Below are 25,497 nucleotides of genomic sequence, written 5' to 3'. Positions count from 1 at the left end.
AAACTGTATGACCAGCCCCGCGGTTATGGCCGGGTTTCCCACAGGGCATAGTGGCTCATTGGCCGATGGGCGCCTTTGGTGTGCGCTTGAGACGGGATATCGCTGTGAGCTTTGCACAGGTAGATTCGCGCAGGTGGTATATATTGCCGGAGACGAATGCGCCGGGATCAGCATTCCGACAGGCGATGTGCCTGTACCGGATCTGAATCCCTGGTTTGACTGGCTCTTTTCCCTGAACCCGGCCCTGCAGAGGATTGAGGTGCTTGTAGACGGTAAAGTGCTATTCGCTGCGGACAGTGAAATTACCCGCGTGGATTTCTACCAGTGTGCGGCACTTTGGTATCGCGGTAACAACGGTGGAAGATTTCCGCTACAGTGGGTGGAGAATCACGAGGGTCTGCGCCACCCACTGCGCCCAGAACCCGTTGATGGAGAGGTGTATCGCAGGCACTTTTACTCTCTGGGTAAGGACTTCAGTTTGCGATCTTTGCACCCGGAACGTGATTTGTCGCTTTTTACCGGATGGATGAATCAGCGTCGAGTAGCCCGATTCTGGCAAGAGGAGGGGGGTACTGACAAGCAACAGCGCTATATCGAATCGGTGATTCAGGATCCGCACAAATATCCCCTGATTGCCAGCTTTGACGATATGCCTTTTGGATACTTTGAAGTCTACTGGGCTTATGAGGATCGTATTGCGCCGCATTGTGGTGCGCAGCTCTTTGATCGCGGTGCCCATTTGCTGGTGGGAGACCGGCGTTTTCTGGGCAGCCACTTTACTCGCGCCTGGTTCAATGGTGTTTCCCACTTTCTGTTTCTGGATGACAGCCGCACACAGGCGCTGGTGGGCGAGCCCAGGGCCGACCACGTTGCGATGCTGAGATATTTCGACGGCATGTTTGGCTGGCAAAAGATCAGGGAATTTGATTTTCCCCACAAACGCGCGGCATTGGTGCTGTGTAAGAGGGGGATGTTTTTTCAGAGTATGGGGGGCGTATGAAGGGTAGGGACGCTTACTGGAAAAAGGCCAATCGCGCTCTGCTGGTAAAGTCACTGGCGGAGTTGTGCTACGAGCAGGCACTGGTGGCAGAGCCCCTGCCTGAGGGTAGATACAGTGTCCAATTGATCTCAGGGGTGCAATACCACTTCCAGGCCTGTTTGACCATCTGGGACTGGCTCCTGATCGAGTGTGAAAGTATCGAGCGCGAGTACAATGGCCAGCGCGCGCCCGCCGAAGATGCAGCCCAGTTCTTTATCGATGCTGCCGGGGACCTGGAGGCCACACCCAGTACCCTAGGTAACTTACTGCAAGAGTTGGCCAATACCCTGGTGGCCGATGTCGCCCTGTTGGAAAAGCGTGAAGGCCTCAGGGCGGAAACGCTGGCGCATCTACCCGATGAGCAGTTGCAGTGCCTGCTGGATGGCCATCCCAAGGCCATGGTCAATAAAGGGCGGATTGGTTGGGGCGCGCAGGAATTCAATCTCTACGCTACCGAGTCCGCGAAAGGCGTGCGTCTTCTGTGGCTGGCAGTCAGGCGTGCGCAGGCGATCGCTGACAGCAGCCAGGCCTGGGGCTGGCTGCAGTTGCTGGCCGAGAGTTTGAATACAGAGCAGCTCCAGTCCCTGGAGGCCACAAGGCGGGATAAAGGCATTGACTGGCAGGCGTTTTTACCTCTGCCGGTACACCCCTGGCAGTGGCAACATCATATCCGCCAGCACTATGCCCACCTCATCAGCTGTGGTGATCTGGTGTTGCTGGGAGCATTCGGTGATGAATACCTGCCCCAGGTATCGCTGCGTACTCTGTCGAACCTGTCGCGCCCACAGGCGCTGCACATCAAGCTGCCGCTGACCGTGTTGAACACCTCCTGTTTTCGCGGTATTTCCGGTAAATACATGCATTGTGGGCCGGCACTCAGCGAATGGATGCAGCGGCTTTGCGAGCGCGATACAACACTGCGCACGCGCGGTACCGGTATTTTGCAGGAAGTGGCGGGGCTGCATGTACCACACATGCACCACGAGCAGATCGCAGGTACGCCCTACCGCTACCGCGAACTGTTGGGTGTGACCTGGAGGCAGAGCCCGGCGGGTCTGTGCGAGCGGGGTGAGCGCCACCTGCTGATGGCCGCCCTGTTACAGAAAGATGGCAGCGGCAACTCTGTGGCGGTCGCTCTCATTGAAGCGTCCGGACTGCCGGTGCAGGCGTGGCTGGCGCAGCTCTTTGATGCCACGGTAGTGCCGCTCTACCATCTGCTCAGCCGCTATGGAATTGGTCTGGTGGCGCATGCGCAAAACCTCACACTTGTACTCCGCGACAATCGAGTCATGCGGGTTCTGTTAAAGGATTTTCAGGGTGATTTGCGCCTGGCAAAGGGCGACTTTCCCGATCGCCGGGAGCTACCTGCGCAGGCTGGGGCAGTGCTCGATCAACTGCCCCCGAGTCATATTGTGCACGACCTCTTCACCGGACATTTTGTGACGGTACTGCGCTATTTGTCGGCACAATTGGCAGTGGAGGTCGGTTTGTGCGAGCGGGATTTCTATGGAGTGCTGGCCCGGGTTCTGCGTCGCTATCAAAAATCCGCCGTGAAAAGTGCACCGCAAATGGCCGAGCGCTTTTCTCAGTTTAATCTCTTCCGTCAGCGGTTTGAACGCGTCTGTATCAACCGCGTGCGCCTGCGCCAGGGCTATGGTGACAGCGCAGAGCGTCCGGTACCCATTGTCGGTGGCGACCTGCACAACCCCCTGTGGCTGGCAGAACAGCAGCCCGGGCAAATCGAACCCCAATCAGAAACCCTTTCCTCTGAAGAGGCTTAATTATGAGCGATGTTCTCGATCTCGCCGGTATTGGTGCCGGCCCATTTAACCTCGCTGTTGCCGCTCTGATACGGGAAAAATCACTGGCGCACCGCTTCTTTGAAGCCAAGGTAGAGTTTTCCTGGCACCCCGGGCTGATGCTGCCGGGGGTGATGATGCAGACCTCTTTTTTAAAGGACCTGGTGACCCCGGTGGACCCCACCAATCCCTGCAGTTTTCTCGCGTATCTGGTGGAAAAAAAGCGCTTTTACGATTTTCTCCACGCTGAGCAACGCACTGTGAGTCGTCGGGAATTCGCCGACTACCTCAGCTGGGCTGCACGCCGCCTGGATTCGGTGCAAATGAGCAGTCGGGTGCAGAGTGTCCTCGACCGCGGCGCATTTTTTGAGCTGGATGTACACGGCCCTCACGGCCGGGAGCGGGTGCGTGCGAGGAACCTGTGTGTGGCCGCGGGAAAAACCCCCAATATTCCGCAGTGTTGCCGACCTCTTCTATCGGACAACTGCTTCCACGCCCTGGAAATTGCCCTGCGCAATCCCGATGTGAGCGACAAGCGTGTTGCGGTGGTCGGTGGCGGTCAGACCGGTGCCGAAGTGGTGATTAATCTGCTGGGTGGACACTGGGGTTGCCCGCGGCAGGTGGTCTGGGCATCCCGCCGCAGCAATTACCTGCCACTGGATGAAACGCCATTTACCAACGACTGGTTTACCCCCGAATATGTGGATGTTTTCCGCCAGCTCAGCCCGCGCCGCCGCGAGGAAATCATTGCGGACCAGAAACTGGCTTCGGACGGCATTTCTCCGGCAACGCTCACAGAGCTCTATCGATTGTTCTACCGTCTGGCGCATATCGAAGGGGATTTGGGGCGCGTGGCACTGTTGCCCAACCGGGCACTTGTGGGCCTCTCCTGCCGCGGCGATTACCAGTTGCAATTGGAAAATAACCTGTTGGGGGAGGCCGACGGTAGCGAGTGGCTCAATGCGGATATTGTGATTTTATGCACTGGCCTGCGTGAAGCCCTGCCGCCGTGTCTGGCCCCCCTGCAGGAGCGCATCCCCCGGGATGAGGCGAGGCACATCTTGCTGGACGATGCTTTTGCGGCAAAGCTCATTGGGGATTCCAGCGAGCGCCGCCTGTATTTTCTGGGTACCGGACGAACCAGTCACGGCATTGCAGAGCCCCAATTGAGCTTGTCTGCCTGGCGTGGTGCGCTGGTTGTCAATGACCTGCTCGGCAGTGAAGTCTATGATCTCCGCCAGAGTGGCAACTTTATGAAATGGGTCACCCACCGGGCAACCCAGGTGGCTGTGGCCTGATATTGCGCCTGTGTATCCGGGCAATCCAACGGGTCTTTTCCAACGCTTCGGCCGGTATTTTCTAATCGCGGGACACCGGTGCGGGATTGCCGGTATCTCAAAACCCCTGTTAGCAATACCGGCGGCGGACCCAGGGTGCCTGAATCCAGCGATGACACTTGCCGGGTAAATCCCTGCCCACTCACCATCCCGCTCGGGCAGTCGCAGCGGGAGCGTCTTTGCCAGAGGGATAACACTTTCGTTTAAATTAGCGCCAAACCCGGCCTGATTTCCCGTCCATGTGTAATACTTTTTGATAGTGAACCACCGGTCCGGTGTTTTCTGTGTGCGGGGAGGAAATCTGCATGCGCTTGAACGCTACCCTTGCCCAGGGGCGCTATCACTACAGTTGTGACGGGCGCGAAATGCCTGTTCAGGACAGTTGGCAGCTGGGACATGATGCTGAGGGTCGGCGATCTCTGGTCAGTCGTCGCCTGGTGGGTGAACAGGGATTCGGGATCGAGGTGTTTGCACTTTTTAGTGGCGGGCTGGTGAGCGAGTGTCATGTGTACTGGCGCGACGAAGTAGATGAAGTCAGTGCCCACTACCGGCTCTGCTGCCCCGAGGGGTGTGCTCCCCGTCTGGGCGATGCCATAGAGGCCAGTTGGGTCGGCCCCAATGGCCCACAACAGTCCCGTGTCGAGGGGGGCAGCCGCCTGCTTTTTCCACTGATGCGGGTCTTTATGGGGCCCCTCCTGAAAACCCTGGTTCAGCACGAGCGGGGACTGGAGGTGGTTTCACCGGATATTGTGGACCCCTCCCAGCGGGGTAAACTATTGTCTCCCAGGGTCAGCCACCGGTCGGCGCGGGGTATGGCAGGAGATGTTGCCAGCCAGCGGGCCCAGGATTTGGGACCGGATATCAGTGGCTTTATTTACCAGGGCGATGAAGGGGAACGGGATGCCCACTGCTATGTGGACAGCCGCAGCCTGCTGGTGGGGTATGACTGGCCTTCCAGCACCGGGCGTTTGTGGCAGGTACGCTTGCGGGGCCTGGAATGGTCGCCGGATCTGGTCAGCCTGGCCTCCTGAGGGTATCGCACTTCAAATCCTTCAATTTGCACTCCTTAAGTGCCCAAGGGTGCGCAGCACCGCTTGATTACCTCCTGCACCTCAGCCTGCTGAATGAAAGCCTGGTGAGCGTCTCGACACAGCCACGGCTTCGCAGGTTGTTGCAGCTTTCCCTGAATTTCTGTGCACTGGTCGCGGGGCAGGATTTTTCCGGTGCATCGGTGTAAAATTACGCCACTCAAGCAGTGCGCCGATGGGGGTACCTTTTGTTCTGCGCTAGATCCAATACCCGCAATCCCCTCCGGTGGATTATTTCCCTGCTTTTGATGGCTCAGTTGCCACTCAACACTGCACTGGCCAATGATGTTGAGGTCCGCGAAGCGGAATCCCAGATGCGGGAGCAGCACTTGTACGGAGAGTGCCTGCTCGCACAACTGCTGGTCTCTTCCGCCGATAGTACTCTGGGGGAAATACGCCAGCTCTGTGCCTATAGAGTGCGCACCCGTCTGGGCCTGCAAACGGGGGCAATGGAGCCGGAGCCAGTACTGGAAGCGTACCTGGACAAAATACCCAGGGATGCGGTGCTGCTGGGCAGTCGTGCCGAGGCAATCCGGGAGGCGGCCGACAACTCCTTCACGCTGGCCTCCCACAAAGCGAACTACCTGCTGCCCATCGTCTACAACCCGTCTCCGCAGACCGGTGGCCTGGCCGGGATCGAGGACGGGACCAAGGGTGCCGACCTGGAAAATATTGAGGTGCAGTTCCAGCTTTCGGTACAGGTCCCTATCTGGCGTGGTTTTCTCGGCAGTGCCTCGTTTATGAGCGTGGCCTATACCAATCGCAGCTTTTGGCAGGCGTATAACTCCGGTGACTCCTCCCCGTTTCGCGAGACCAATCACGAGCCCGAGCTGATACTGACCTGGCTCAATGACTGGACTGTGTTCGGCTGGCACAACGTGGCCAACCAGATTGCCTTCAACCACCAATCGAACGGTCGTAGTGAACCCTATTCGCGCAGTTGGAACCGGATGTATGCCAATTTTATTTTCGAGCGGGACAACTTCTCCATCGGCTTCAAGCCTTGGTACCGGATACCGGAGAGCCGCGAGGATGACGACAATCCCGATATTGAGCACTATCTGGGCCATTTTGAGCTGAGCGGTCGGTATCGCGATGGCAACCACACAGTGGCCATGGTATTGCGCAACAACCTGCGCAGTGACAACCGCGGTGCCGTCGAATTGACCTGGAGTTTTCCCTTGGGCAGCCGGGTGGATGGCTATCTCCGCTATTTCAATGGCTACGGGGAAAGCCTGATCGACTACGATGAGTCAGTACAGACACTGGGTTTCGGTTTTACCCTGGCCCAGGGGTTCTAACCGGATCGGGCCCACCCCCGGCCGGCTTCTGGAGGGGATCGATGGGATTTGAAGACTGTTACCGCCTCAGTGCACACGCGGTGATTACCAACGACTCGGGCGAGGTACTGCAACTGTTGGCCACCTATGCCAACCGCAGTTGGGGGCTGCCCGGCGGTGCCCTGGACCCCGGTGAAACTGTTCACGAAGCCCTGCGGCGGGAATGCCGTGAAGAGCTGGGTCGGGATGTATATATCGACTACCTGAGTGGCGTGTACTATCACCGAGTGTACAATGCCCATGTGTTTATTTTTCGTGCCCGCCTCGCCGGACAGGGACCCATCGTTCTCTCCCATGAGCACTCCGAGATGGCGTATTTTCCGCTGGAGCAACTCTCCGCAGTACAGGTGCGCAGGGTCAGGGACTGCCTGGAATTCGATGGCCGAGTGCACAGCGCGAAGTTCTAACTTTTCCATCTTTCCTGGCGATAGATCTGGCTGATCAGCATGTATTTGGCAATTTTCGCCAAATACCGGTGCACTGAGGAATTCCCGCGCCGCCTCCTTTAGTATTTGCCCTCTGGCTTTGAAGCCGCACAATTCCCGGTCCTCCGCCGCTCTCGGAGTACCCATAAAAGTAAATAAAATCAATTAGTTAAAAAGATAAAGCAACAGCCCTGAGCAATGCGCGGGCTATGCTGATGGAAGAGATCATGGGTTTGGAAATGAAAATGCCTGCACCGGGCAACCTGAGTGATGACGCGCTGAAGCTGGAGTGTTACGTGGCTCTGGTCAGTGCCGACAGCAAACTGGCAGGGGATTGGATCCGAGCACTGAATGGCACCGCTGCCCGGCACGACAATCCTTTTGGCCTGGTCTTTAAGGCGGTTGCACCAGCGGATATCGAGGTTATGGCACGGGAGACGGATCGTCTGCAGGCTGTTATTGTAGATGGTGGCAGCGATACCCTTGGACTGGAGGCTGCCGATGCACTTGCCGAGCGCATTCACGCGCTCCGCTCGCAACTGAATATTTTCCTGGTGGCACACGGTGGGATTGCCGGTGCCGCCCCCCTGGCAGGCGAACCCGCTGATAGGGTTCTGGCTAGCCTGCACCGGCGTTTTGACGAGCTGTTCGATCGCCGTGAGGGCAACTTCAATCATATGTTCCGCCTGGTACAGGCGTTTATTGCCCGCCGCGCTTCGACCCCCTTTGCCGACACCCTGAAAGAGTATGTATTTTCCGCGCGGGATGCCTGGCACACCCCCGGGCACTCCGGTGGTGACAGCCTGCGCAACAGTCCCTGGGTGGGGGATTTTTACCGCTTTATGGGCGAACATGTGTTTAATACCGACCTTTCCGTGTCGGTACAGGTGCTGGACAGCCTGCTGGAACCCCACTCGGTGATTCAGGAGGCCCAGGACCTGGCCGCCCAGGCATTCGGGGCACGCCATACCTTTTTCCTCACCAACGGCACCTCTACCGCCAACAAGGTAGTGATTCAGCAGATCCTCGGTGGCGGCGGCAAGATTATCGTCGATCAGGCGTGTCACAAATCGGTACACCACGCAATTGTGATGAACCGCTGTGAGCCGGTTTACCTGAAGTCGGTGTTGCACCCGGAGTTCGGTATCTACGGCCCGGTGAAACGTGCCGATATCGAAGCGGCCCTGGATAAACACAGTGACGCGCGCCTGTTGGTGATTACTTCCTGTACTTACGATGGCCTGCGCTACGATCTGAAACCGATAATCGACTACGCCCACCAGCGCGGGGTCAAGGTGCTGGTGGACGAAGCATGGTTTGCCCATGGCTTCTTCCACCCGGAGTTGCGTCCCACCGCTCTGGAGTGCGGTGCCGACTATGTCACCCAGAGCACCCACAAGATGCTGTCGGCGTTCTCCCAGGCCAGCATGATCCACGTGCAGGATCCGGATTTCGACGAGTTTCGCTTCCGCGAAAACCTGAATATGCACGCCTCCACCAGCCCGCAGTACGCCATGATCGCCAGCCTTGATGTGGCGCGCAAACAGATGGCGATGGAGGGGTACGGCCGCCTCAGGCAGTGCCTGCAAATGGTGGAGACCCTGCGCCGCGCGGTCAACGAAACCGGAGTATTTCGCGCCCTGACCCTCGACGACCTGATCGCCGAGCCCCTGGCCGGTGACAATATCCGCCTGGACCCTACCAAGGTGACCATCGATATTTCCCGCAGTGGCTATTCCGGCAATGAAATGCAGATCAAACTGTTTGACCAGTACGGCATCCAGGTGGAGAAGACCACCTACAATACCATCACGGTGCTGGTCACCCTGGGCAGCACTGAGAGCAAGCTGCTGCGCCTGATACACGCCTTCAAGCAGTTGGCTGGAAACACCCACCGGCGGCGTATCCATGTAGGCACACCGCGGCGCCTGCCGGAGTTTACCCGCTTCACCTGCCTGCCGGCGGATGCCTATTTCGCCGAGACCGAGGAATTGCCGCTGATGGACAATGGCACAGAGGTCACACAAAACCTGATTGGCCGCACCAGTGCCGATGAGATTGTGCCCTATCCGCCGGGCATTCCCGTGCTGGTGCCGGGCCAGGAGATCTCCGCGCAGATAGTGCAGTTCCTGCAGCAGTTGTTACAGGGGCAGAACACCACGGAGATCCACGGCCTGATTTTCCGCTCCGACGAACCCATGCTGCGGGTGGTCAGGGCAGTATCGGCTGGTGAGGATGCGAAAGACAAAAAATCCACTGCCGGCAAGGCGGGCAGGTAAGCACAGGATTAAATCCGGCAGGGAGGCCGGTATGTTTGAGCAACCCAGAACCGTGTTGTTGGCGGGTGCCGGCGGCGGTATTGCAAAGGCCATCGGTGCCGAACTGGCCCGGCGCTCTGCCGGTATTACCCTGCTGACAGTGAGCCGCGACAAAGGAGAGCGGGTGCCCGGCCACACCGGCAAACGCCATCACCTGTCTGCTTCTCTCGATCAGGCCGATGCCATCGCTAGCATTGAACATTTTTTATGTGAATGTTCCACCCCCCCCAACTGGGTGATCAACTGCTGCGGGCTGCTGCACGACAAAACCCACGGGCCGGAAAAATCCCTCGACCAGTGCGACGATAACTGGCTGATGCAGTCCATACGCATCAATCTGCTTACCCATCTGCACCTGGCCCAGGCCCTGAACCGGCAACTCCAGCGCAGGCAGCCACTGTTGTGGGCCTCCCTGTCTGCCAGGGTGGGCAGTATCGGCGACAACCGTTTGGGTGGTTGGTATAGCTACCGCATCAGTAAGGCAGGATTGAATATGCTGATCAGGAATCTGTCTATTGAGTGGGGGCGCCGGTTGGAAAACAGCTGTGTGGTGGCGATTCACCCGGGCACAACCGATACACCGCTCTCCAAACCTTTTCAGACTAATCTTGCCCCCGGCAAGCTCTATAGCGCAGCATTGAGTGCGCGGCGCATGGTGGATGTGCTGGAACAACTTGGCCCCGCGGATAGCGGACAATTGCTGTTTTGGGATGGCAGCCAACTACCCTGGTGAAGAGGAGCGTATTCCTGCCCCTGTCTCTAAAAATACCACGCAAGTAACCGTGCACATGTCTGCCCCGGTAGCCTGCCTATAGTCTTTCTGGGTATGACCGGATTTCTGTCTGCCTATTCTGAGGTGGGCATTTTTGTTTTCCGAAAGGGCATTTGGACAGTGCCTGGCGGCTGTCGTGGTCAGTGGGTATTGAATATACAATAAGTCGGGTTGTCGCTATGGTATCTGTACGGGGGAAGTATCCCGGGCGGTTATTCTTCGGCCCGCCGGTTTAAATGGTAAGAACAAGATGGTGGATCATGGGGATATCACCCGGCTGGCTCGACAGCTGGGTGTGGCGTTGGAAAAACGCCGCTGGCGGGTAACTACGGCGGAATCCTGCACGGGGGGGGCGGTTGCTGCGGCAATCACATCGGTGGCGGGAGCCTCCAACTGGTTCGACGGAGCGATTGTCAGTTACGCTAATCGTATCAAGCACAGTGTACTGGGCGTGGATGCCAGGGATCTGAAGTTATTTGGCGCTGTCAGTGAGCCGGTGGCTCGGCAGATGGCCTGTGGAGTGCTGGCGATGATGGATGCCAATCTGGCTGTTGCGGTCAGTGGTATCGCCGGCCCCGATGGTGGCACCGAAGAGAAACCCGTGGGCACGGTTTGGATTGCCTGGGCCCACGCAGAGGGACAGGAGCCGGTTCAGATCGATGCCAGCTGTTTCCACTTCCGGGGAGATCGCTCTGCCGTACAGGCGCAGACAGTGGTAGAGGCGATCAGGGGTATGCTGTCCGTACTGGATGAGCACCTGTACCCAGGATGTCTCTAAAGCCAATCCGAATAGCCGGCTGTAGGTGTCTGCGCCCTTGAAAAACCCCCTCCACAGAATAATCGCTGGACCAGGTCATTGGGCAAAGACTGGTTGCCTATACAGTAATCCTTCGTTAAGCTTGCCACCAATCAACACGGTTCGAAATACGGGAATGATCATGGATTCCAACAAAGACAAGGCTTTGAGGGCGGCGCTGTCGCAGATCGAACGCCAGTTTGGCAAGGGCACAGTGATGCGCATGGGGGACAAGGAGCGGGAGCGCATTCCGGCGATCTCCACCGGCTCCCTCGGCCTGGACGTAGCCCTGGGCATTGGCGGCCTGCCGCGCGGTCGTATTGTGGAAATCTATGGCCCGGAGTCCTCCGGTAAAACCACCCTGACGCTGCAGGTGATTGCCGAAGCCCAGCGCGGTGGGGGCACCTGTGCGTTTGTGGATGCGGAACACGCCCTTGATCCCATCTATGCTGAGAAACTCGGCGTCAATGTCGATGAGTTGATTGTGTCCCAGCCGGATACCGGTGAACAGGCTCTGGAAGTGGCGGATATGCTCGTGCGCTCCGGTGCTGTGGATGTATTGGTGGTGGACTCTGTGGCGGCCCTGACGCCACGCGCCGAGATCGAAGGCGAAATGGGGGATGCACACGTTGGCCTGCAGGCCCGCCTGATGTCCCAGGCCCTGCGCAAGCTCACCGCCAATATCAAGAACACCAACACCCTGTGTGTTTTTATTAACCAGATCCGCATGAAGATCGGCGTGATGTTCGGTTCCCCGGAAACCACCACCGGGGGCAACGCGCTCAAGTTCTACTCCTCTGTGCGGCTGGATATCCGCCGCATCGGCTCTGTAAAAGACGGCGATGAAGTGGTGGGTAACGAAACCCGTGTGAAGGTGGTGAAGAACAAGGTGGCGCCGCCGTTCAAGCAGACCGAGTTTCAGATTCTGTACGGCGAAGGCATTAACCTGATTGGCGAGATAGTCGATTACGGCGTTAAGCTGGGCCTGGTGGACAAGGCAGGTGCCTGGTACAGCTATAAGGGCGACAAAATTGGCCAGGGCAAGGCCAATGCCTCCCGATTCCTGCGCGAGAATCCGGACATCCGCCGTGAGATCGAAGAGCAGTTGCGCGCACAACTGCTGGGCGATCTGATCCCAGCCGGCGCTGAAGAGACTGCGGAACTTCCGCAGGAGTAAATGCCGTATTCCAAACAGGGGGTTTCCGCCAATTTTCCGCAAGCATTGCTCGATGCGGCGCTTGCCCTATTGGCCCGCCGCGAGTATTCCCGCCTGGAATTGCGGCGGAAGCTGACGGGTCGATTTCCCGATGCCGATTTCGATGCACTGTTCGAATACCTGCAAAGGCACAATTACCAGTCGGACCGGCGTTTCGCTCAGGTCTTTGTCCGGTCGTGGGTCCAGCGCGGCCAGGGGCCCCTGCGCATTAGCCGGGAACTGCAACAGCGTGGCATTGCGGGGGATCTGGCGTCCGGTGCCCTGGCGCAGGCCGAGGTGGACTGGTTTGCGTTCGCACAGGAACAGCTGCAGCGAAAATATTCCGTCCACATCGGTGCGATGCCGCCGGACCAGCGGGCGAAGGAGTATGCACGGCGCCAGCGTTATCTGGCCTATCGCGGTTTTCCGGCAGAGGTGATTCATTGGGTGCTGGGTGATCAATAACCACACAGTTTTCCTGTTGCCCGATATATAACCAGCGCGATCCTTTTCCCCCGGTCAATGTCCTTCGGTTTGCTGCAACAGTTGTGCTGCAAGATTTAACCAAATCTTCATTGAGTAGCTGTCGCCCCAGCGTCTTTGCAGGGATGGGGACACATTCAAGCCCGCTGTATTGCCAGCGACCCCTTGCACAGGGTTTGAGAGAGTGTATGGTTGGTTTGCCAAGTGGAATCACTTGGGTATTGGCTATGCGGTGTCTTTCTCTGTGCACTTCGATTCATGCACCAGAAAGGAATATAACTACCGGGTTGGAAGGAAAGCAGATCCTGCTCCCTGCACGCGCGTGTCGGCACCCATGCCTCATACGGTTCTGGGAGCGAGGTAGGCTTCCCTCCTGCCTGACTAGTGACGTCACCTGAAATCAAAAAAACATGTCGCAAAGTCCAGGTTCATACGTCTTTGCCTTATAGCAGCAGGCACAGGGATAAGACTGCTCTTTATGTCAGATAGGTTACCGAAGTCACGTGAAGATAAATCAACCAGGCGCTGCCAACAAAAGCGTCTTTCTGGCGTTATCAGAAGAAAGACCCAAGATATTAAATTTCATCAGAAAACGAGTTCGCAACACACAGGAAACGGAAGATATTTATCAGGAGGCCGTAACCCGGTTAACCCAGCAGATCAGCAACAATGAACAACTCGACAATCCCATAGGTTATTTGTACCGCGTCGTTATCAATCTCATCAATGACAGTATGCGGCGGGGAAATGCCTATACGATGGAAGTACTGAGCGACGATATTACCAGTCAGGACCCACAGCCTGAGGAGAGAGTGGATAACCAGCAGCGCCTCGCCATGTTTATCAAGCTGCTCAACAGGCTACCGGTAACAACTCGAAATATTATTGTTATGCGTAAATTGTACGGAAAGAGCAATATCGAAATCGCTGAACAGATGGATATCTCCGTAAAGGCTGTGGAAAAAAAACTCAATCGGGCGCTTAAGATGATTGAGCAGAATATAGCGCAACATTTTTAACCTTCAAGAATTTGATCAACGTTGTGGACGGTTAAATTGTGAAGATAAGATCACTATGAACAAAGAAATTCCAATCAGCCCACAGGAAGAACAAGCAATATTTTCCTGGTTTATCCACGGTGCTAAGGAACAAGCGAGCCCACAAAAAGTCAAGGATTTTGAAGTCTGGCTGCACGAGAGCCCAGTGAGAAGGGCACTGGCTCAAAGAATAGAGCGTATTTGGAATCATCAGAGTTTTGCGCAGGCACTTCTGAAAATCGAGCAAGCCAGTCACAGGGAACGGTTAACTTCCAGAAAGACACCCATGCGCCCATGGTATCTGGCAATTGCCGCAAGTCTAGTTTTAGTGATAACAACCACCATTATGTATAACTCAAATACACAAAGAACAATCAAACGTATATATCAGACGGAACCGAAACAGGTGAGTAGGCAAAAACTCACAGATGGCAGTATCCTGGACCTCAGTGCCACAACCAAGGTGGCAGTGAGTTATAACGAACGAAAAAGGCGCATTCGTCTTTTTAACGGCGAAGCCCAGTTCTCTGTTGCCAAGGACCCAAGCCGTCCATTTGTCGTAGAATCCCGCCAGGCATCCATACGTGCCCTGGGGACTATCTTTAACGTGGATCAGCGATATGGATTTACCGAGTTAACCGTTCTTGAAGGTGAAGTCGTCGTTAATCCACTTGAGCAGACAAGAAAACGCTTCGTAGTGGCTGCTGGAGAAATGCTGAGGATCACCGAGCACAGTACTGGTGCCATAAAGACTTTCGACCTGGCCAACTATAAAAGCTGGATAGATGGATATATCCAGGTGAAGAATCAGCGGCTCTCGGATCTCCTGGTAGAATTTAACCGCTTTACCGATACCCCCCTAACCACCAAAGGACACGAGATTGGAAGCCTGCTGGTCAGTGGGAGTTTCGATCTGAAAAAAATCGATACCAATATCCAGATTTTAGCCAAGCTGCACAACCTAAAAATTCAACACCAGGGGTCGCATACGGTATTGGAAAGCTCAGAGGAGCAAACTCCTTAAACGGTATAACAGGAATCAGAAATCTGCAGAGATACGCAGCCGAAATTTTCGGTTTTCTTTATAGCCCATAAAAAGTTGGCCCGCTTGCTTGTAGCGGTGTTCGTCCTGAAGAAGGTTTTCTACAGAGATAACCCCATGGAGATTGGGCATAAAGCGCAGGGAATAACTCAGAGAAAGATTATTGGAGCTGTTCCGATATACATGGGGCACATCGCGGGTGTCACTGACAATAAACAGCTCGCGCCCAGAGTGCTTATACCTTAAGGAGAGACGCTGTTCACTTGGCAGGTGGTTGTACTGCAGGTGCAGATTCACCAAGTGTTTCGGCTGTCCTTGCAGAGGTCTCTTGCCGGTCTGAGTCTCTAAGTCTTCGGGAATCTCCACTTTGGAATACATATGGGAATAACTGGCTCCCAAAGTGAACTGATGGGTGTTGCCCATAACCCTGGAGTAATCCATCTCCAACTCGCAACCGTAAAGCTTTGCAGCGCGGGTATTTATATAACTGTAGACATTAAATACGGCATCTGCTCTGCGCACAGGGTCAAAAAAAACACCTTCAATCGCATTGTCAATATCTTTGTGGAAGGCCAGGAAATTCACCTCGAAATCCCGGTCGCGGTTATTATAGGTCCAGCGCAGATCCCAATTCCTGACCTGTGCAATCTGCAAATATGGATTGCCCGTCACATGGATACGCAAATCAACATCTTCATACCGTTTCGGCATCAGCTCGTTAACGCTGGGCCAAACCACGGTTTCACTGTATCCTAAACGCAGGTTGTGCAAGCCAGAGGGAATATAATTGAGTGCTGCGGAATATAGGTTGTGCCCCTCGTCAAGCAAGGGTACCCAGCCTTGCGGGGCACGATCCCAGAAATCCGCCTTTACCGTTTCTCGCTCGCGCCGCACTCCCAGTAAAAACGCCCAGTGTTCATTCCAATAGCTGTTCGCCAGCAAGTAGTGGGCACGATTTCTGCGTTTGGCCCAGTAAAAGTTACCATCTAATGCTGCAGGATTCACATTAATGTGTATGGGATCATTCAAGAGGAAACCATTGGTACCGGGTTTGCCAATAATATTTCCGGGCGTGAGTATCTCTGCGGGATCATTCCGCTCCAACAGCTTCCAGCTTGAATCTATATCTCCCTTGGGGGTAAAAATATATTCCAGTAAGTAGCCGTCTTGAAGACCGTTCAACAATTCATACCCCACCTTGATATCGCCAGACAGAGTATCCAGAGACCAGTCCCGCACAGCACTGATGCCACTACTAAAACTCTCCTCCTGCATCTGCTCCCAGCTCACCTGAAAACCACTGCTGCTGGTGTCGAAGTGGTAGGATAGGGAGGGCGCTGGACGCAGATACTGAAAGTCAACCTCATAAGGGCGCAGGTAGCGGGAACTCGCCGAGGTTAAATGCCACTGTAGATCCCAGAGCGCACTGGAGTCAATCAGGTGGCTGCCATAAAACTGCCCCAGCCATACCTGCTTACCCGTCCAGTGGTGCAGGCTGCGCAGGCGCTCCGGTTCAGCATAAAAATAGCTCGAACCGGGCTTCTGGGTTTTAATCTGCTCGCTGTAAAGGGAGCTTTGCCTCAGCAACAGATAATTGGCTCCAATATGCTGTGTGTCTCGCCAGCTATAGGCGAATGCCACCAGGGTATTGGCATTGATCTGGTTATCCAGCCTGCGGTGTTGTGAAGTTTCGCTAGCCAGGTATACCTCTTTGAGTTCATCGTTGGCTGAAACAAGATTGCGCCGGCTCATGACCCGGGATTGCTGGTCCACTTGCCGCCAGCGGTTTTCATACCCCAGAGAGGCACTCACGCCCCAGTGATGGTCCCCCTGCTGCCAGTGATAGGTACCACTCAGGCTCAGCAGTCCATCCACTCCTGCGGTACCTTTGGTGAGCGCATAGTGGGTGGGTATTGATTCTCCCGCCGCCTCCCGCTCGGCTTCCGGCCAATGATCCAGGTTTCCATAGTGAGCGTCCCCGGCAATGGCCGTTGGCAGTTTACGCTGCGGGTCCAGTGACCCCAGCCAATCCCGATCACCGGTATAGCCGCGCAAAACCGCCTGGCCGGTGGTGCCGCCCGTATAGGCGCTGCCGGCAATCAGGTTCAGAGTGTTCTCGGTGGAAATGCCCCGGGTTTCAATATTGACAACGCCGGCACTGGCATTGCCCGGCGCATCGGCAAACACCGATTTGTATAAATCCACATGGCTTAAAATCTCCACCGGAAAGATATCCATCGGTACCCGCTGGCTGGAGGGTTCCAAACTGGGCAGCACCGCCCCATTGAGACGGACGGATTGATAGCGCCCGCGCAAGCCACGTATTACCGCGTAGCGGTTCTGTTCCATTTTAACGCCGGAGATCAACTCAAATGCAGAAGCGAGATCGGTAATCCCCTGGGAGCGCATTTCCCTGAAATTGATACTGGCGTCCGCTCCGCCCATATAACGCTCACCGCCATAGCCCAGGCTGTCAGCCTGAGTCGGTGCCAACGCCCGAGCATTGACCTCTACTTCCGCAATCGCCCCGGAATACCCGGAGTAGGGGTGGGGCTCATCCTTCCGGGGTATGGCCGCTTTTTCTCGATACACCACCAGAGTGCGCTCGATCAAATCATAGCGCAGCCCAAAGGGGCTGAGCAGGGCGCCCAGACGCGACTCCATAGTGGTACCCCGCGCAGGTACCGGTACCTGCTGAGCCCGTACCAGTAATGGATCGGTCACCAGTTGATAGTGATATTCCTCCGCCAGGTTTTGCAGCACGGTCAATAACGGCAGCGGCTTACCTGGCTCGAAAGTACCAGAGGGTTGTGCTGCGGCTATAACATGGGGCACCGGCAGTGCCAAAATCCCTAGGGAGAGAAGGAGACCCCAGGCAGCCAGTAATTGACCAAGTCGTCGCAATAACCCGCATTCTTGAACAGAAATGGTATTCAGACAGTACCCCGGCAAGCGCTTAATCAACATTCTTGATTTTTAGCTTGCCGATGCTCTCAGAGGGTTATTACCATTGTATGACAAGGCGGGCCCGCAGCTCAGCAAAGTCCACTGTACCGTTACAGGCCTTGGCGCCCGGACCACTGCGGTAGCGCAAATAACCCGGCCTGCCTCTCTTGTTGTGCGGGTGGTGGCGGGTCAAAAAAGGCACAGGATAAACCTGCCAGATGTAGAGCAAAACTTGTTGGGACTCTTCATTACTCATACCTAGGGGGAGGGGTATTCCAGAAGGAGGCAATGCTAAAACCTGTAGCTGAAGCAGAAGGCGGCAGCGTTATATAGCTGGTGTTATCGATAATGCGGGTGCAATCGTACTCCATGGTATTGAAGACATTGCCGGTATAGGCAGTAGAGCTGCTACCAATAGCACTGAAGGTATCGTTACAAGCTTGCCCGATATAGCCGAGAATCTCCTTATTTTCAAAGTAGGCATCGGTGCCTTCCTTGAGCTTCAGGGGAGCATCGGTAAAGCCGGGGGTATGACCCGCAAAGCCAACGGTGACGTTGGTAACAACGCCACGCGCCGTTTGGTTACCGGGCCAAAAAATCCTCGACCCACTGGCCAGTTCGAAGGCGTGATCAGTACCATCACCCTGAGCGATAAAGACATTAGAAAGAGATCCTTGGAAACCTTCTTCCCAATCCACACTATCATCGCGATTACAAGTCAGCCACAGGTTCTCGACAGCGGCATCCCCCCAAAGAGCTGAATACCACCATCCTTATTATTGTGAATATGCACATTATTAATTGTGGTGCTGTTATTCACACTGTAGAGCGTCAGGCCATTAATTTCGCCTTCAAGAGCGACTTCATGGCCCCCCTCGGCAATCACCACATACTCCAAGATACCGCTGCTCATAGTTTCGTCCAGGTACCTTCCACCACCATAGTAATAGGGAGTAGTTAGACCTTCCATTTCGCAAGTGTCCTGCCCATTAGCTCTGGGACACCCATTGCTTTCAGCTAAACCTGCCAAGATCAAACCGCCCCACTCACTGGTGTCCGCCATATCATCATCAATAGAGGAGAATACGATGGGGTCACTAGGGGTGCCCCGGGCATCAATCTGCGCACCGCGGCTAATAACCAGTGCGGAGTTGCCGTCTACCGCACCAACGATCTGAGCATCTGGTTATATTTTCTGTACTGTTTTATCCACCGTAATGGGGTTAGCGTTCTGGAGATGGCCATTACCCACCATAACAATACCGGGCAGTGTCTATACAATCGCAAAGAAGGGTGGTCCACTACTATTTTTGGCAAGCACGATTATATCGTTTATTGCTATAGGCGTCGGCAAATCGCAGTGCAAATAATATGTGTTATTGAAGGTTCTAATACCTTTGAAGGTGCCACTAGAGTTGCAAAATACATCAAGACCCAAATTTGTACCCGCATACGCAACTGAAGCTAAAGCCATCAGAACAACAGAAGCCAGTAGCTTTTTCATTACAACCTCCACAGGTTTACTAAACAGAGTACAATAAAAAATTCCAGCAGCATAACTGCTAGGTGTATTTAACCAACGCAAACGGTTATTGCGTCTCGATCATTGTCTGGATCGGATACTTCGCCCCAAGAGTAAACAGTAAATCCCGCCAGAAAATCGGGGGATTGTCGTTGCCGGGGTGTCTTTGCATAAGACGCAAGGAAAAGCCGGCAGGTGCCGGCTTTTCTCAAATTTACAAAACATGCCATCTAATTGACAGAAGCAAATCTCAAAAACCTGAGTTTTTAATCACAATTAGGAGCATTCCAGAAGGAGGCAGCGCTAAAACCCGTAGCTGAGGTAGAGGCCGGCAGTGTCATATAGCTGGTGTTATCAATGATTCGGTTGCAATCGTACTCCATGGTATTGAAGGCATCGCCGGTATAGGCGGTAGAGCTGCTGCCAATAGCACTGGAAGTATCGTTACAAGCCTGCCCGGCATAGCCGAGAATCTCCACATTTTCAAAGTAGGCATCGGTGCCTTCCTTGAGCTTCAGGGGAACATCGGTAGAGCCGGCAGTGCTGCCCACAAAGCCAACGGTGACGTTGGTAACAACACCGCGCGCAATGGGAGCGGCAGTTATGGAGTCCGGGTTGTTGGCCAGTTCGAAGGCGTGGTCGGCATTGTCTCCCTGGACAATACTCACCCTGTTAAGAGATCCGCGGTATCCTTCGTCCCAATCCACGCTGTCATCCTGATTACAAGTCAGCCACAGGTCCTCAACTCCGGCATCGCCACCAAAAAACTCAATACCGTCGTCCTGGTTATTGTGAATATGCACATTCTTAATACTGGTGCTGCTATTCACGCTGTAGAGCGTCAGGCCATTGATTTCACTGGCTATAGCCACTTCATGGCCACCCTCGGCGATCACCACATACTCCAGGGTGCCGCTGCTCATGGTTTCGTCCAGATACTTTCCACCACCGTAGTAATAGGCTGAAGCAACACCTTCCATTTCACACAGGTCTTGCCCGTTGGCACTGGGGCAGGCATTGCTTTCACCATACCCTGCCAGCACCAAACCGCCCCACTCACCGGAACCTGTTATATCGTTATCGATAGAGGAGAATACGATGGGATCACTACTGCTACCCTGGGCATCAATCTGCGCACCGCGGGTAATGACCAACGCAGAGTTGCTGTCTGCCGCACCGGCGATCTGTGCACCCGCTTCAATCTTCAGTACGGTCTTATCCACCGTGCTGGGGTTGGCGTTCTGGAGGTGGCCATTTCCCACCAAAACAATACCGGGCAGTGCCCATACAATCGGTAAGGGTGATAGAGTGCTGTTTTTGGCAAGCACGACCGTATCGTTTACCGCTATAGAGGCCGGCAGATCACAGCGCAAATAATTCGTACCATTGAAGATTACTGTACCTTGAAAGGTACCATTAGAGTTGCAAAATGCATCGAGACCCAAATCTATATCCGCATAAGAAACTGAAGCCAAAGCCATCAGCGCAACGGAAGTCATTACCTTTTTCATCACAAGTTCCACCTACTGGACATTAAATTGTAACTTGATAAATACCGTTTTGTTTACCACTCCCGGCTGTTACCACTCTGCCAGGCCATAACAATTTAACCGCGCCATATGTCAGTCAATCATAATATCTAGATTCTTTTTTTATTTTAACAAAAAAAGAAGAACAAAAAAGAATAAAAAGAAATCCAGAGACGGGAAAAATCTCTGTTGGCGACATTAAATTTTTATAACATAAAGCGGGTGGGTAATGACTAAAGTGTTACAAATAATCGGCTGAAATTACCACAATCGGATAAAACTCTATGGCTGCCCCGCAAGCAAAAAGCAGGCCGGCAATTGCCGGCCTGCTTGGGGAATCCTTGTTAAGAAGGTGCCACTAATCTTCCCCAGGAATTTTCTCTCCGGCATTGATGGGAATAAAATAGTCACTGGCACCAAAGAAGGGGCTGTCTGTCAAGAAATTCATATCAGCAGATTCTGATTCGGAATAGTCGGGATCGGCCTTACCCAGATTGATCAAATTGGTTGCCGGATAGAGACGGCGCCACTCGCTAAACGAGTTGACGCCGTTGATCTCATCAAAAGAAAAATCTCCATAAAAACCAAACACCCAGTCAGAATAATAAATATCACTATTCGCCTGGCTCGGCAACGGAATAGTGGAGGCGTTACTTACAATACCAGTTTGGTTATTGACATCTTGAGTCCGAAAGTGATTGTCAATCTGGTTCGCCAGGTTTGGATCCTGGGACACCTCCTTACAGGCAAAGGCCACCTGATCAAAAATAATACTCTCCCCCAGTAGCGATGCAACGCCCTCGCCAAAAGAGAGGCATTGGTCAACTAACAGTGGAGGGCCACCAAACAAGCCCGGAAGATAAATATCATTCGCTCTGTCAGCACCAACATTACTATTGTGTAAAAACAAGCCGCTCCCACTGACCAGTTCCAGCGCCGTGGTTGTAACATCGGGGGCCGTGGGGTTAAAAAGCATGAGCGAATCCGCTCTGTGTAGGGAAAGATTGGCTATAGTGGGCATGGAGCGCGGCAGTGCATCTGAATCGCCACTGTGCCCGGAAATCGTGGGATAATCATACCACTCCCCCGCTTTTTGGATAAGAGTGCTGACAAATTCTTCTTGAGAAGAACCGAAGGGATTGGCAAATCCGCTATCCTCAATAAAAACCGATTGCATAGTGCCCCGGTATCCATGATTCCAGCGAAGGCTATTACCTGGTACTGGATCAGCAATCTGGACGTTACGCAGATTTACCACACCGCCATTAATATCGATCGCCGCGCGGCCAACGTTCTCACTACCCCAGGCCGCGGGCGTACGTGGAGTCTGATTTATATCCCCCCCCAGACCAAAGTACAGGTTCTCAATCTTACCGCCGCGGCCGACGCTGTTCAGGCGCAGCGAGCCCTGTAGCAGGTGCAGGTTTTCAATATTCACATTGCCGTGGTTGTCATCATAACCGCCATGGTAGCCATACTCCCCCTGAATATTACAGACACGGCTGCCGGGCTCCGCCATGGCCTTCGGGCACTGGTTGTTGCGCGCAAAACCATCAATGATCAGACCAGCCCAGGTGCGCACTTTCGTATTTAAGGGGTAGCCTGCAGAAAAACTAGGGCTGGCGTTAGCAATTAATCCCACCAAATTCACTGGCCCAGCGGCATCCCCATCGCGCTCCATATTGTTCAGGCTTACATCGCCAATCACTTCCAGGGCGCCGCCGCGGGTAATATGCAGGCCGCCGCCCTTGGCAACCATCACGATGCTGGAGGTTTCCATTCCCAGGGTTACCGGATCGGCCTTCATCGCCGCCACCTGGGCAGTATCGGTAATGGCCAGATGCCCTTCACCGACCCTAACCAGACCGTTTATCAGCCACAGGGTGGGCGCCGGGTCACGCTCCAGAAAATACCCCGGATAGACTTCTTCATTCACCTGGTGCCCGCTTTCGATAGCCACCCGGTCTTCTCCGGTAAAGGCATTCAGGATAAAGTCTTCGGTAATCGTGCCGCGCAGCCCGCAGACCTTAAAGTAGGAAAAAAACTTCTTATCTTCTACGCTTACGCTACCCGCTCTCTCATTTTTGTAAACGTAATCCTTCTCCAGCACGCCTTTATAGTCACATTCGGCGGCCAGCAATACCGCCACAGAATCGCTCCAGCCCTGGTACCAATCGTCTAGGGAGTCTTGTACAGAACCCATATAGCCCACGTTGGCGTTCAGGTAGCGGGCGGCGTCGCCGGCCAGGGTGAGATCAATCCCGGTGTTGATGCCGGGAATATCGTCACCGGTAGCGACAAAGTTGCTGTCTAGTACCGCAGCCACTTCGTACACGCCGCTGAGTCCCTGGGTGGCGGTGGCAAAATCGTGCCCGTCGTCTTCGTTTTCATCTGGAACGGTACGGCCACAATCCAGCACCACATTGTTGAAATAGATTTCCAGCGGGTCGCTGAACTGCAGGTCCGAGGTGGCCTGGTCATCGATATCCAGGCAGGTGGCAAACTCGGTCACCACGGAGTTGTAGAGCAACAGGCCGGAGCCGTCTTCCAGCAAAATGGCGCTATCCGAACTCTCCGCGCCTTGCAGGGTGATATTAGCCATAACCGGGCGCGAGCGTGGTGTGGCGTTGTGGTCTGTGGGATTATTGCGGCCCAGCAGGGCATGGCCGCTGGACATGTCTCCCGGCTGTAAAATGGCATATTGTACCGTGCCGCGATAGCCGTTTGCCCAGCTGACCAGGTTGTCTTTCACGTCCGAAACCAGGAGCCAATCGATATTCGCTGCACCGCCATCCAGGGCCAGGCCATCGGTCTGGGAGTTGGCAATATCCAGGTGGTTGAGCTCAGCTCCGGCACCCACATGCTGGAGTTTGAGGGCGGGCTGGCCATTACCTGCATTCAGCAAACGCAGGTATTGGATATTGACCCGGGGCTGGGCAGCCAGGACACAGGCCGCTTTACTGGCACACTGGTTGTCCAGGCCGTGGATGCTCATCCCGGCCCAGTGCACTTCGGCATCCCGGGCTGCCAGCGTTACCGGGTCATCTGCACTGCCCCGCACACTCAGGGTAACATCTCCATGAAAGGTCAGTGAAGAAGTGGCATCCAGCAGCAGTTTGGAGTCTCCATCCAAAATCACTTTTTTCGGCTGCTGCAAGTGGGCTATCTGCTCTTCATCACTCAGGGCAGCCAGTGCATTGCCAAAGGTTACCGGCCCTTTCAGGCGCCAGGCCACAAGCGCATCATTGATATCGTCATCAAAATACAGGCCGCTGTTTACCTGGCCCTGCAATTCGCAAATGCTGTAGATGTTCGGCCCGATATCGACGGTTTCATCGAGGGGCGTGCCCACACCAAAGCAGGGTTCGTACAGCAGGCGGAAATCGTAATGTTTTAACACGGCTAATGTTGATGAACTTCTGAGCCGTGCATTCGCAATCCCCTGAATAGCTGTGTTATCCAGTGCCAGATCAGACTTTAAATCCGGATTCAGGGTATAGTTATTCTCCCCCTGGGAGAGCAGTGGCTCGGCATAGTCGGGCTCACCTTCCACCGCCCGGCTGGCTTTATCGCAGTACAACACACTGTTGCCGAGGGCCACCTGGGTTGTCGGGTCGGCAATACTCAAGCAGGTATTAAACCCCTGTACCACAAAGTGCTCTATAGCAATATCCCCGCCCCCGGAAACTTCGAGGGCCTTGGCTGCGGTCAGGGCTTTATCCACCACTGTCAGCCGATCAATTTGAACGCCAGGTTCCTCTTCCATTGCCGGGCTGCTGGCTTCTCCCTTCAGGGCCACTGTGTCACTATCGTGATAAATAATGCGATCATTGCCTATCAGGCCGCCAAATCCACTGTGCCAGTGAATCGCATGCTCCTGGTTGCCCATTGCATAAATGCTCGCCCGCAAGGCGCCGCCATTAAGTTCCAGGCCCGTATTCGCGCTGTACAGAATGCCTTGTGGCGATTGGGTTTGCGTGAAGTGTGGCGCATTGATGGTAATGGCGGCCTCCAGTGGGAGGTTATTCTTTGTGGCCCCCCCGGCCTCGGCCACATAGCCAAGAAAACCAGTTCGAATGGTGTCACCACCGATAGCATTGCCGGTCAGCACTGCAGGCCCATACCGGGTGTCGGATCGGGACAAGCCGCCGTAGTAACCCCAGGGTCCTTGAATATTGCAGAAGTTTTCGCTACTTGTATTGTCTCCGCAGTCTGGATGATCACCAATACTGTTCACTACAACACCGCCCCATTCGCCACCACCGGAACGGTTGTCATCAATAGACTCAATATTAATATTGAGGCGGGCATTGCGATGAACCACGACCACGCTGCCCTCCCGTGCATAGACAGGCGATCCTGACCCTGAAACATCAACAACCTCGTCGGCCTGTATCTCTTCCAGCGTTGCATAGGGTTTGCTCTGGCCTATGTCGTAAACGCCATCCAGTATCCAGGCCAGGGGTTCATACTGGTGGCTGGTTTTCAGTTTAATTTTCCCCGACTGGCCAAAGTCCACATTCAGCAGGCAGGCCTGGGTTTCAACACCGTCAACCATTATCGGATCGATGGGGGTACCCACCACCCCGCCCTGTGCCAGCTCACACTGTTGCAGGGATAAATCCAATGGCTGCTCCTGTGCAATTTCATCGGAGGACTCGCCGCTACAAGCCGTCAACAGCAGGGCGCTCCCCAATAATATCAAGCGCTTGTGTAAGTAAGCTCTCAATCGATCGACAATCTGTTTGCGAATAGTATCAATAGCGCAATCATTTCTCTTAGACATAATTCCATCCAAGTGGTCTTTTGGAAATTGGTAAGTGGCGCAG

The 25,497-nt window shown here is 54.6% G+C and carries 19 protein-coding genes; 13 read left to right on the top strand and 6 right to left on the bottom strand.

Annotated features, from left to right (window positions below):
- Positions 1–7 precede the first annotated feature (7 nt).
- The 13 genes from Q5Y71_RS10620 (at position 8) to Q5Y71_RS10560 (ending at position 14,653) form a co-directional block, all read left to right on the top strand.
- The gene (locus Q5Y71_RS10620) at positions 8–1,000 is read left to right on the top strand and encodes a GNAT family N-acetyltransferase (protein WP_306042144.1); all 993 of its coding nucleotides are present in this window, start codon (positions 8–10) and stop codon (positions 998–1,000) included.
- Positions 997–2,820 (top strand): IucA/IucC family siderophore biosynthesis protein, encoded by a 1,824-nt coding sequence (locus Q5Y71_RS10615; protein WP_306042143.1) that lies wholly within the window; start codon positions 997–999, stop codon positions 2,818–2,820. Before Q5Y71_RS10620 ends, Q5Y71_RS10615 begins: the two co-directional genes overlap by 4 nt.
- A gap of 2 nt (positions 2,821–2,822) precedes the next feature.
- The gene (locus Q5Y71_RS10610) at positions 2,823–4,136 is read left to right on the top strand and encodes a lysine N(6)-hydroxylase/L-ornithine N(5)-oxygenase family protein (RefSeq protein WP_306042142.1); all 1,314 of its coding nucleotides are present in this window, start codon (positions 2,823–2,825) and stop codon (positions 4,134–4,136) included.
- 344 nt (positions 4,137–4,480) lie between these two features.
- Positions 4,481–5,206 (top strand): hypothetical protein, encoded by a 726-nt coding sequence (locus tag Q5Y71_RS10605; protein WP_306042141.1) that lies wholly within the window; start codon positions 4,481–4,483, stop codon positions 5,204–5,206.
- A 314-nt stretch (positions 5,207–5,520) separates the two neighbouring features.
- On the top strand, positions 5,521–6,564 hold the full coding sequence (locus Q5Y71_RS10600; RefSeq protein ID WP_306042140.1) for a phospholipase A: 1,044 nt from the start codon (positions 5,521–5,523) through the stop codon (positions 6,562–6,564).
- 41 nt (positions 6,565–6,605) lie between these two features.
- Complete coding sequence (locus Q5Y71_RS10595) at positions 6,606–7,010, top strand: NUDIX hydrolase (protein ID WP_301414460.1); 405 nt, start codon at positions 6,606–6,608, stop codon at positions 7,008–7,010.
- Between the two features lie 233 nt (positions 7,011–7,243).
- Entirely contained in the window at positions 7,244–9,307 is a 2,064-nt protein-coding gene (locus tag Q5Y71_RS10590; RefSeq protein ID WP_306042139.1) for an aminotransferase class I/II-fold pyridoxal phosphate-dependent enzyme, read from the top strand.
- Between the two features lie 31 nt (positions 9,308–9,338).
- On the top strand, positions 9,339–10,079 hold the full coding sequence (locus tag Q5Y71_RS10585; RefSeq protein WP_306042138.1) for an SDR family NAD(P)-dependent oxidoreductase: 741 nt from the start codon (positions 9,339–9,341) through the stop codon (positions 10,077–10,079).
- Between the two features lie 289 nt (positions 10,080–10,368).
- A complete protein-coding gene (locus tag Q5Y71_RS10580) occupies positions 10,369–10,896 on the top strand; it encodes a CinA family protein (RefSeq protein ID WP_306042137.1) in 528 nt (175 codons plus the stop codon).
- Between the two features lie 160 nt (positions 10,897–11,056).
- Entirely contained in the window at positions 11,057–12,091 is a 1,035-nt protein-coding gene (gene recA, locus Q5Y71_RS10575; protein WP_306042136.1) for a recombinase RecA, read from the top strand.
- A complete protein-coding gene (locus Q5Y71_RS10570; RefSeq protein WP_306042135.1) occupies positions 12,092–12,574 on the top strand; it encodes a regulatory protein RecX in 483 nt (160 codons plus the stop codon). It abuts the gene before it with no gap.
- 521 nt (positions 12,575–13,095) lie between these two features.
- On the top strand, positions 13,096–13,611 hold the full coding sequence (locus Q5Y71_RS10565; protein WP_306042134.1) for an RNA polymerase sigma factor: 516 nt from the start codon (positions 13,096–13,098) through the stop codon (positions 13,609–13,611).
- A 55-nt stretch (positions 13,612–13,666) separates the two neighbouring features.
- Positions 13,667–14,653: a FecR family protein gene (locus Q5Y71_RS10560; RefSeq protein ID WP_306042133.1), complete on the top strand. Its 987-nt coding sequence runs from the start codon at positions 13,667–13,669 to the stop codon at positions 14,651–14,653.
- A 15-nt stretch (positions 14,654–14,668) separates the two neighbouring features.
- Here Q5Y71_RS10560 and Q5Y71_RS10555 read toward each other — a convergent pair whose 3' ends face one another.
- The 6 genes from Q5Y71_RS10555 to Q5Y71_RS10530 form a co-directional block, all read right to left on the bottom strand.
- Positions 14,669–17,575 (bottom strand): TonB-dependent receptor plug domain-containing protein, encoded by a 2,907-nt coding sequence (locus tag Q5Y71_RS10555; protein ID WP_306042132.1) that lies wholly within the window; start codon positions 17,573–17,575, stop codon positions 14,669–14,671.
- 290 nt (positions 17,576–17,865) lie between these two features.
- Positions 17,866–18,315, bottom strand: a complete 450-nt coding sequence (locus tag Q5Y71_RS10550; RefSeq protein ID WP_306042131.1) for a hypothetical protein — start codon at positions 18,313–18,315, stop codon at positions 17,866–17,868.
- Between the two features lie 20 nt (positions 18,316–18,335).
- Entirely contained in the window at positions 18,336–18,587 is a 252-nt protein-coding gene (locus tag Q5Y71_RS10545) for a hypothetical protein (RefSeq protein WP_306042130.1), read from the bottom strand.
- A gap of 303 nt (positions 18,588–18,890) precedes the next feature.
- Positions 18,891–19,121, bottom strand: a complete 231-nt coding sequence (locus tag Q5Y71_RS10540; RefSeq protein ID WP_306042129.1) for a hypothetical protein — start codon at positions 19,119–19,121, stop codon at positions 18,891–18,893.
- A 284-nt stretch (positions 19,122–19,405) separates the two neighbouring features.
- On the bottom strand, positions 19,406–20,650 hold the full coding sequence (locus Q5Y71_RS10535; RefSeq protein WP_306042128.1) for a hypothetical protein: 1,245 nt from the start codon (positions 20,648–20,650) through the stop codon (positions 19,406–19,408).
- 376 nt (positions 20,651–21,026) lie between these two features.
- On the bottom strand, positions 21,027–25,454 hold the full coding sequence (locus Q5Y71_RS10530) for a hypothetical protein (RefSeq protein WP_306042127.1): 4,428 nt from the start codon (positions 25,452–25,454) through the stop codon (positions 21,027–21,029).
- Positions 25,455–25,497 lie beyond the last annotated feature (43 nt).

The organism is Microbulbifer sp. 2205BS26-8 (assembly GCF_030731025.1).
GTDB lineage: Bacteria > Pseudomonadota > Gammaproteobacteria > Pseudomonadales > Cellvibrionaceae > Microbulbifer > Microbulbifer spongiae.
The sequence above is the reverse complement of the archived record's forward strand: the minus strand, read 5'-3'. Positions and strand labels throughout refer to the sequence as shown.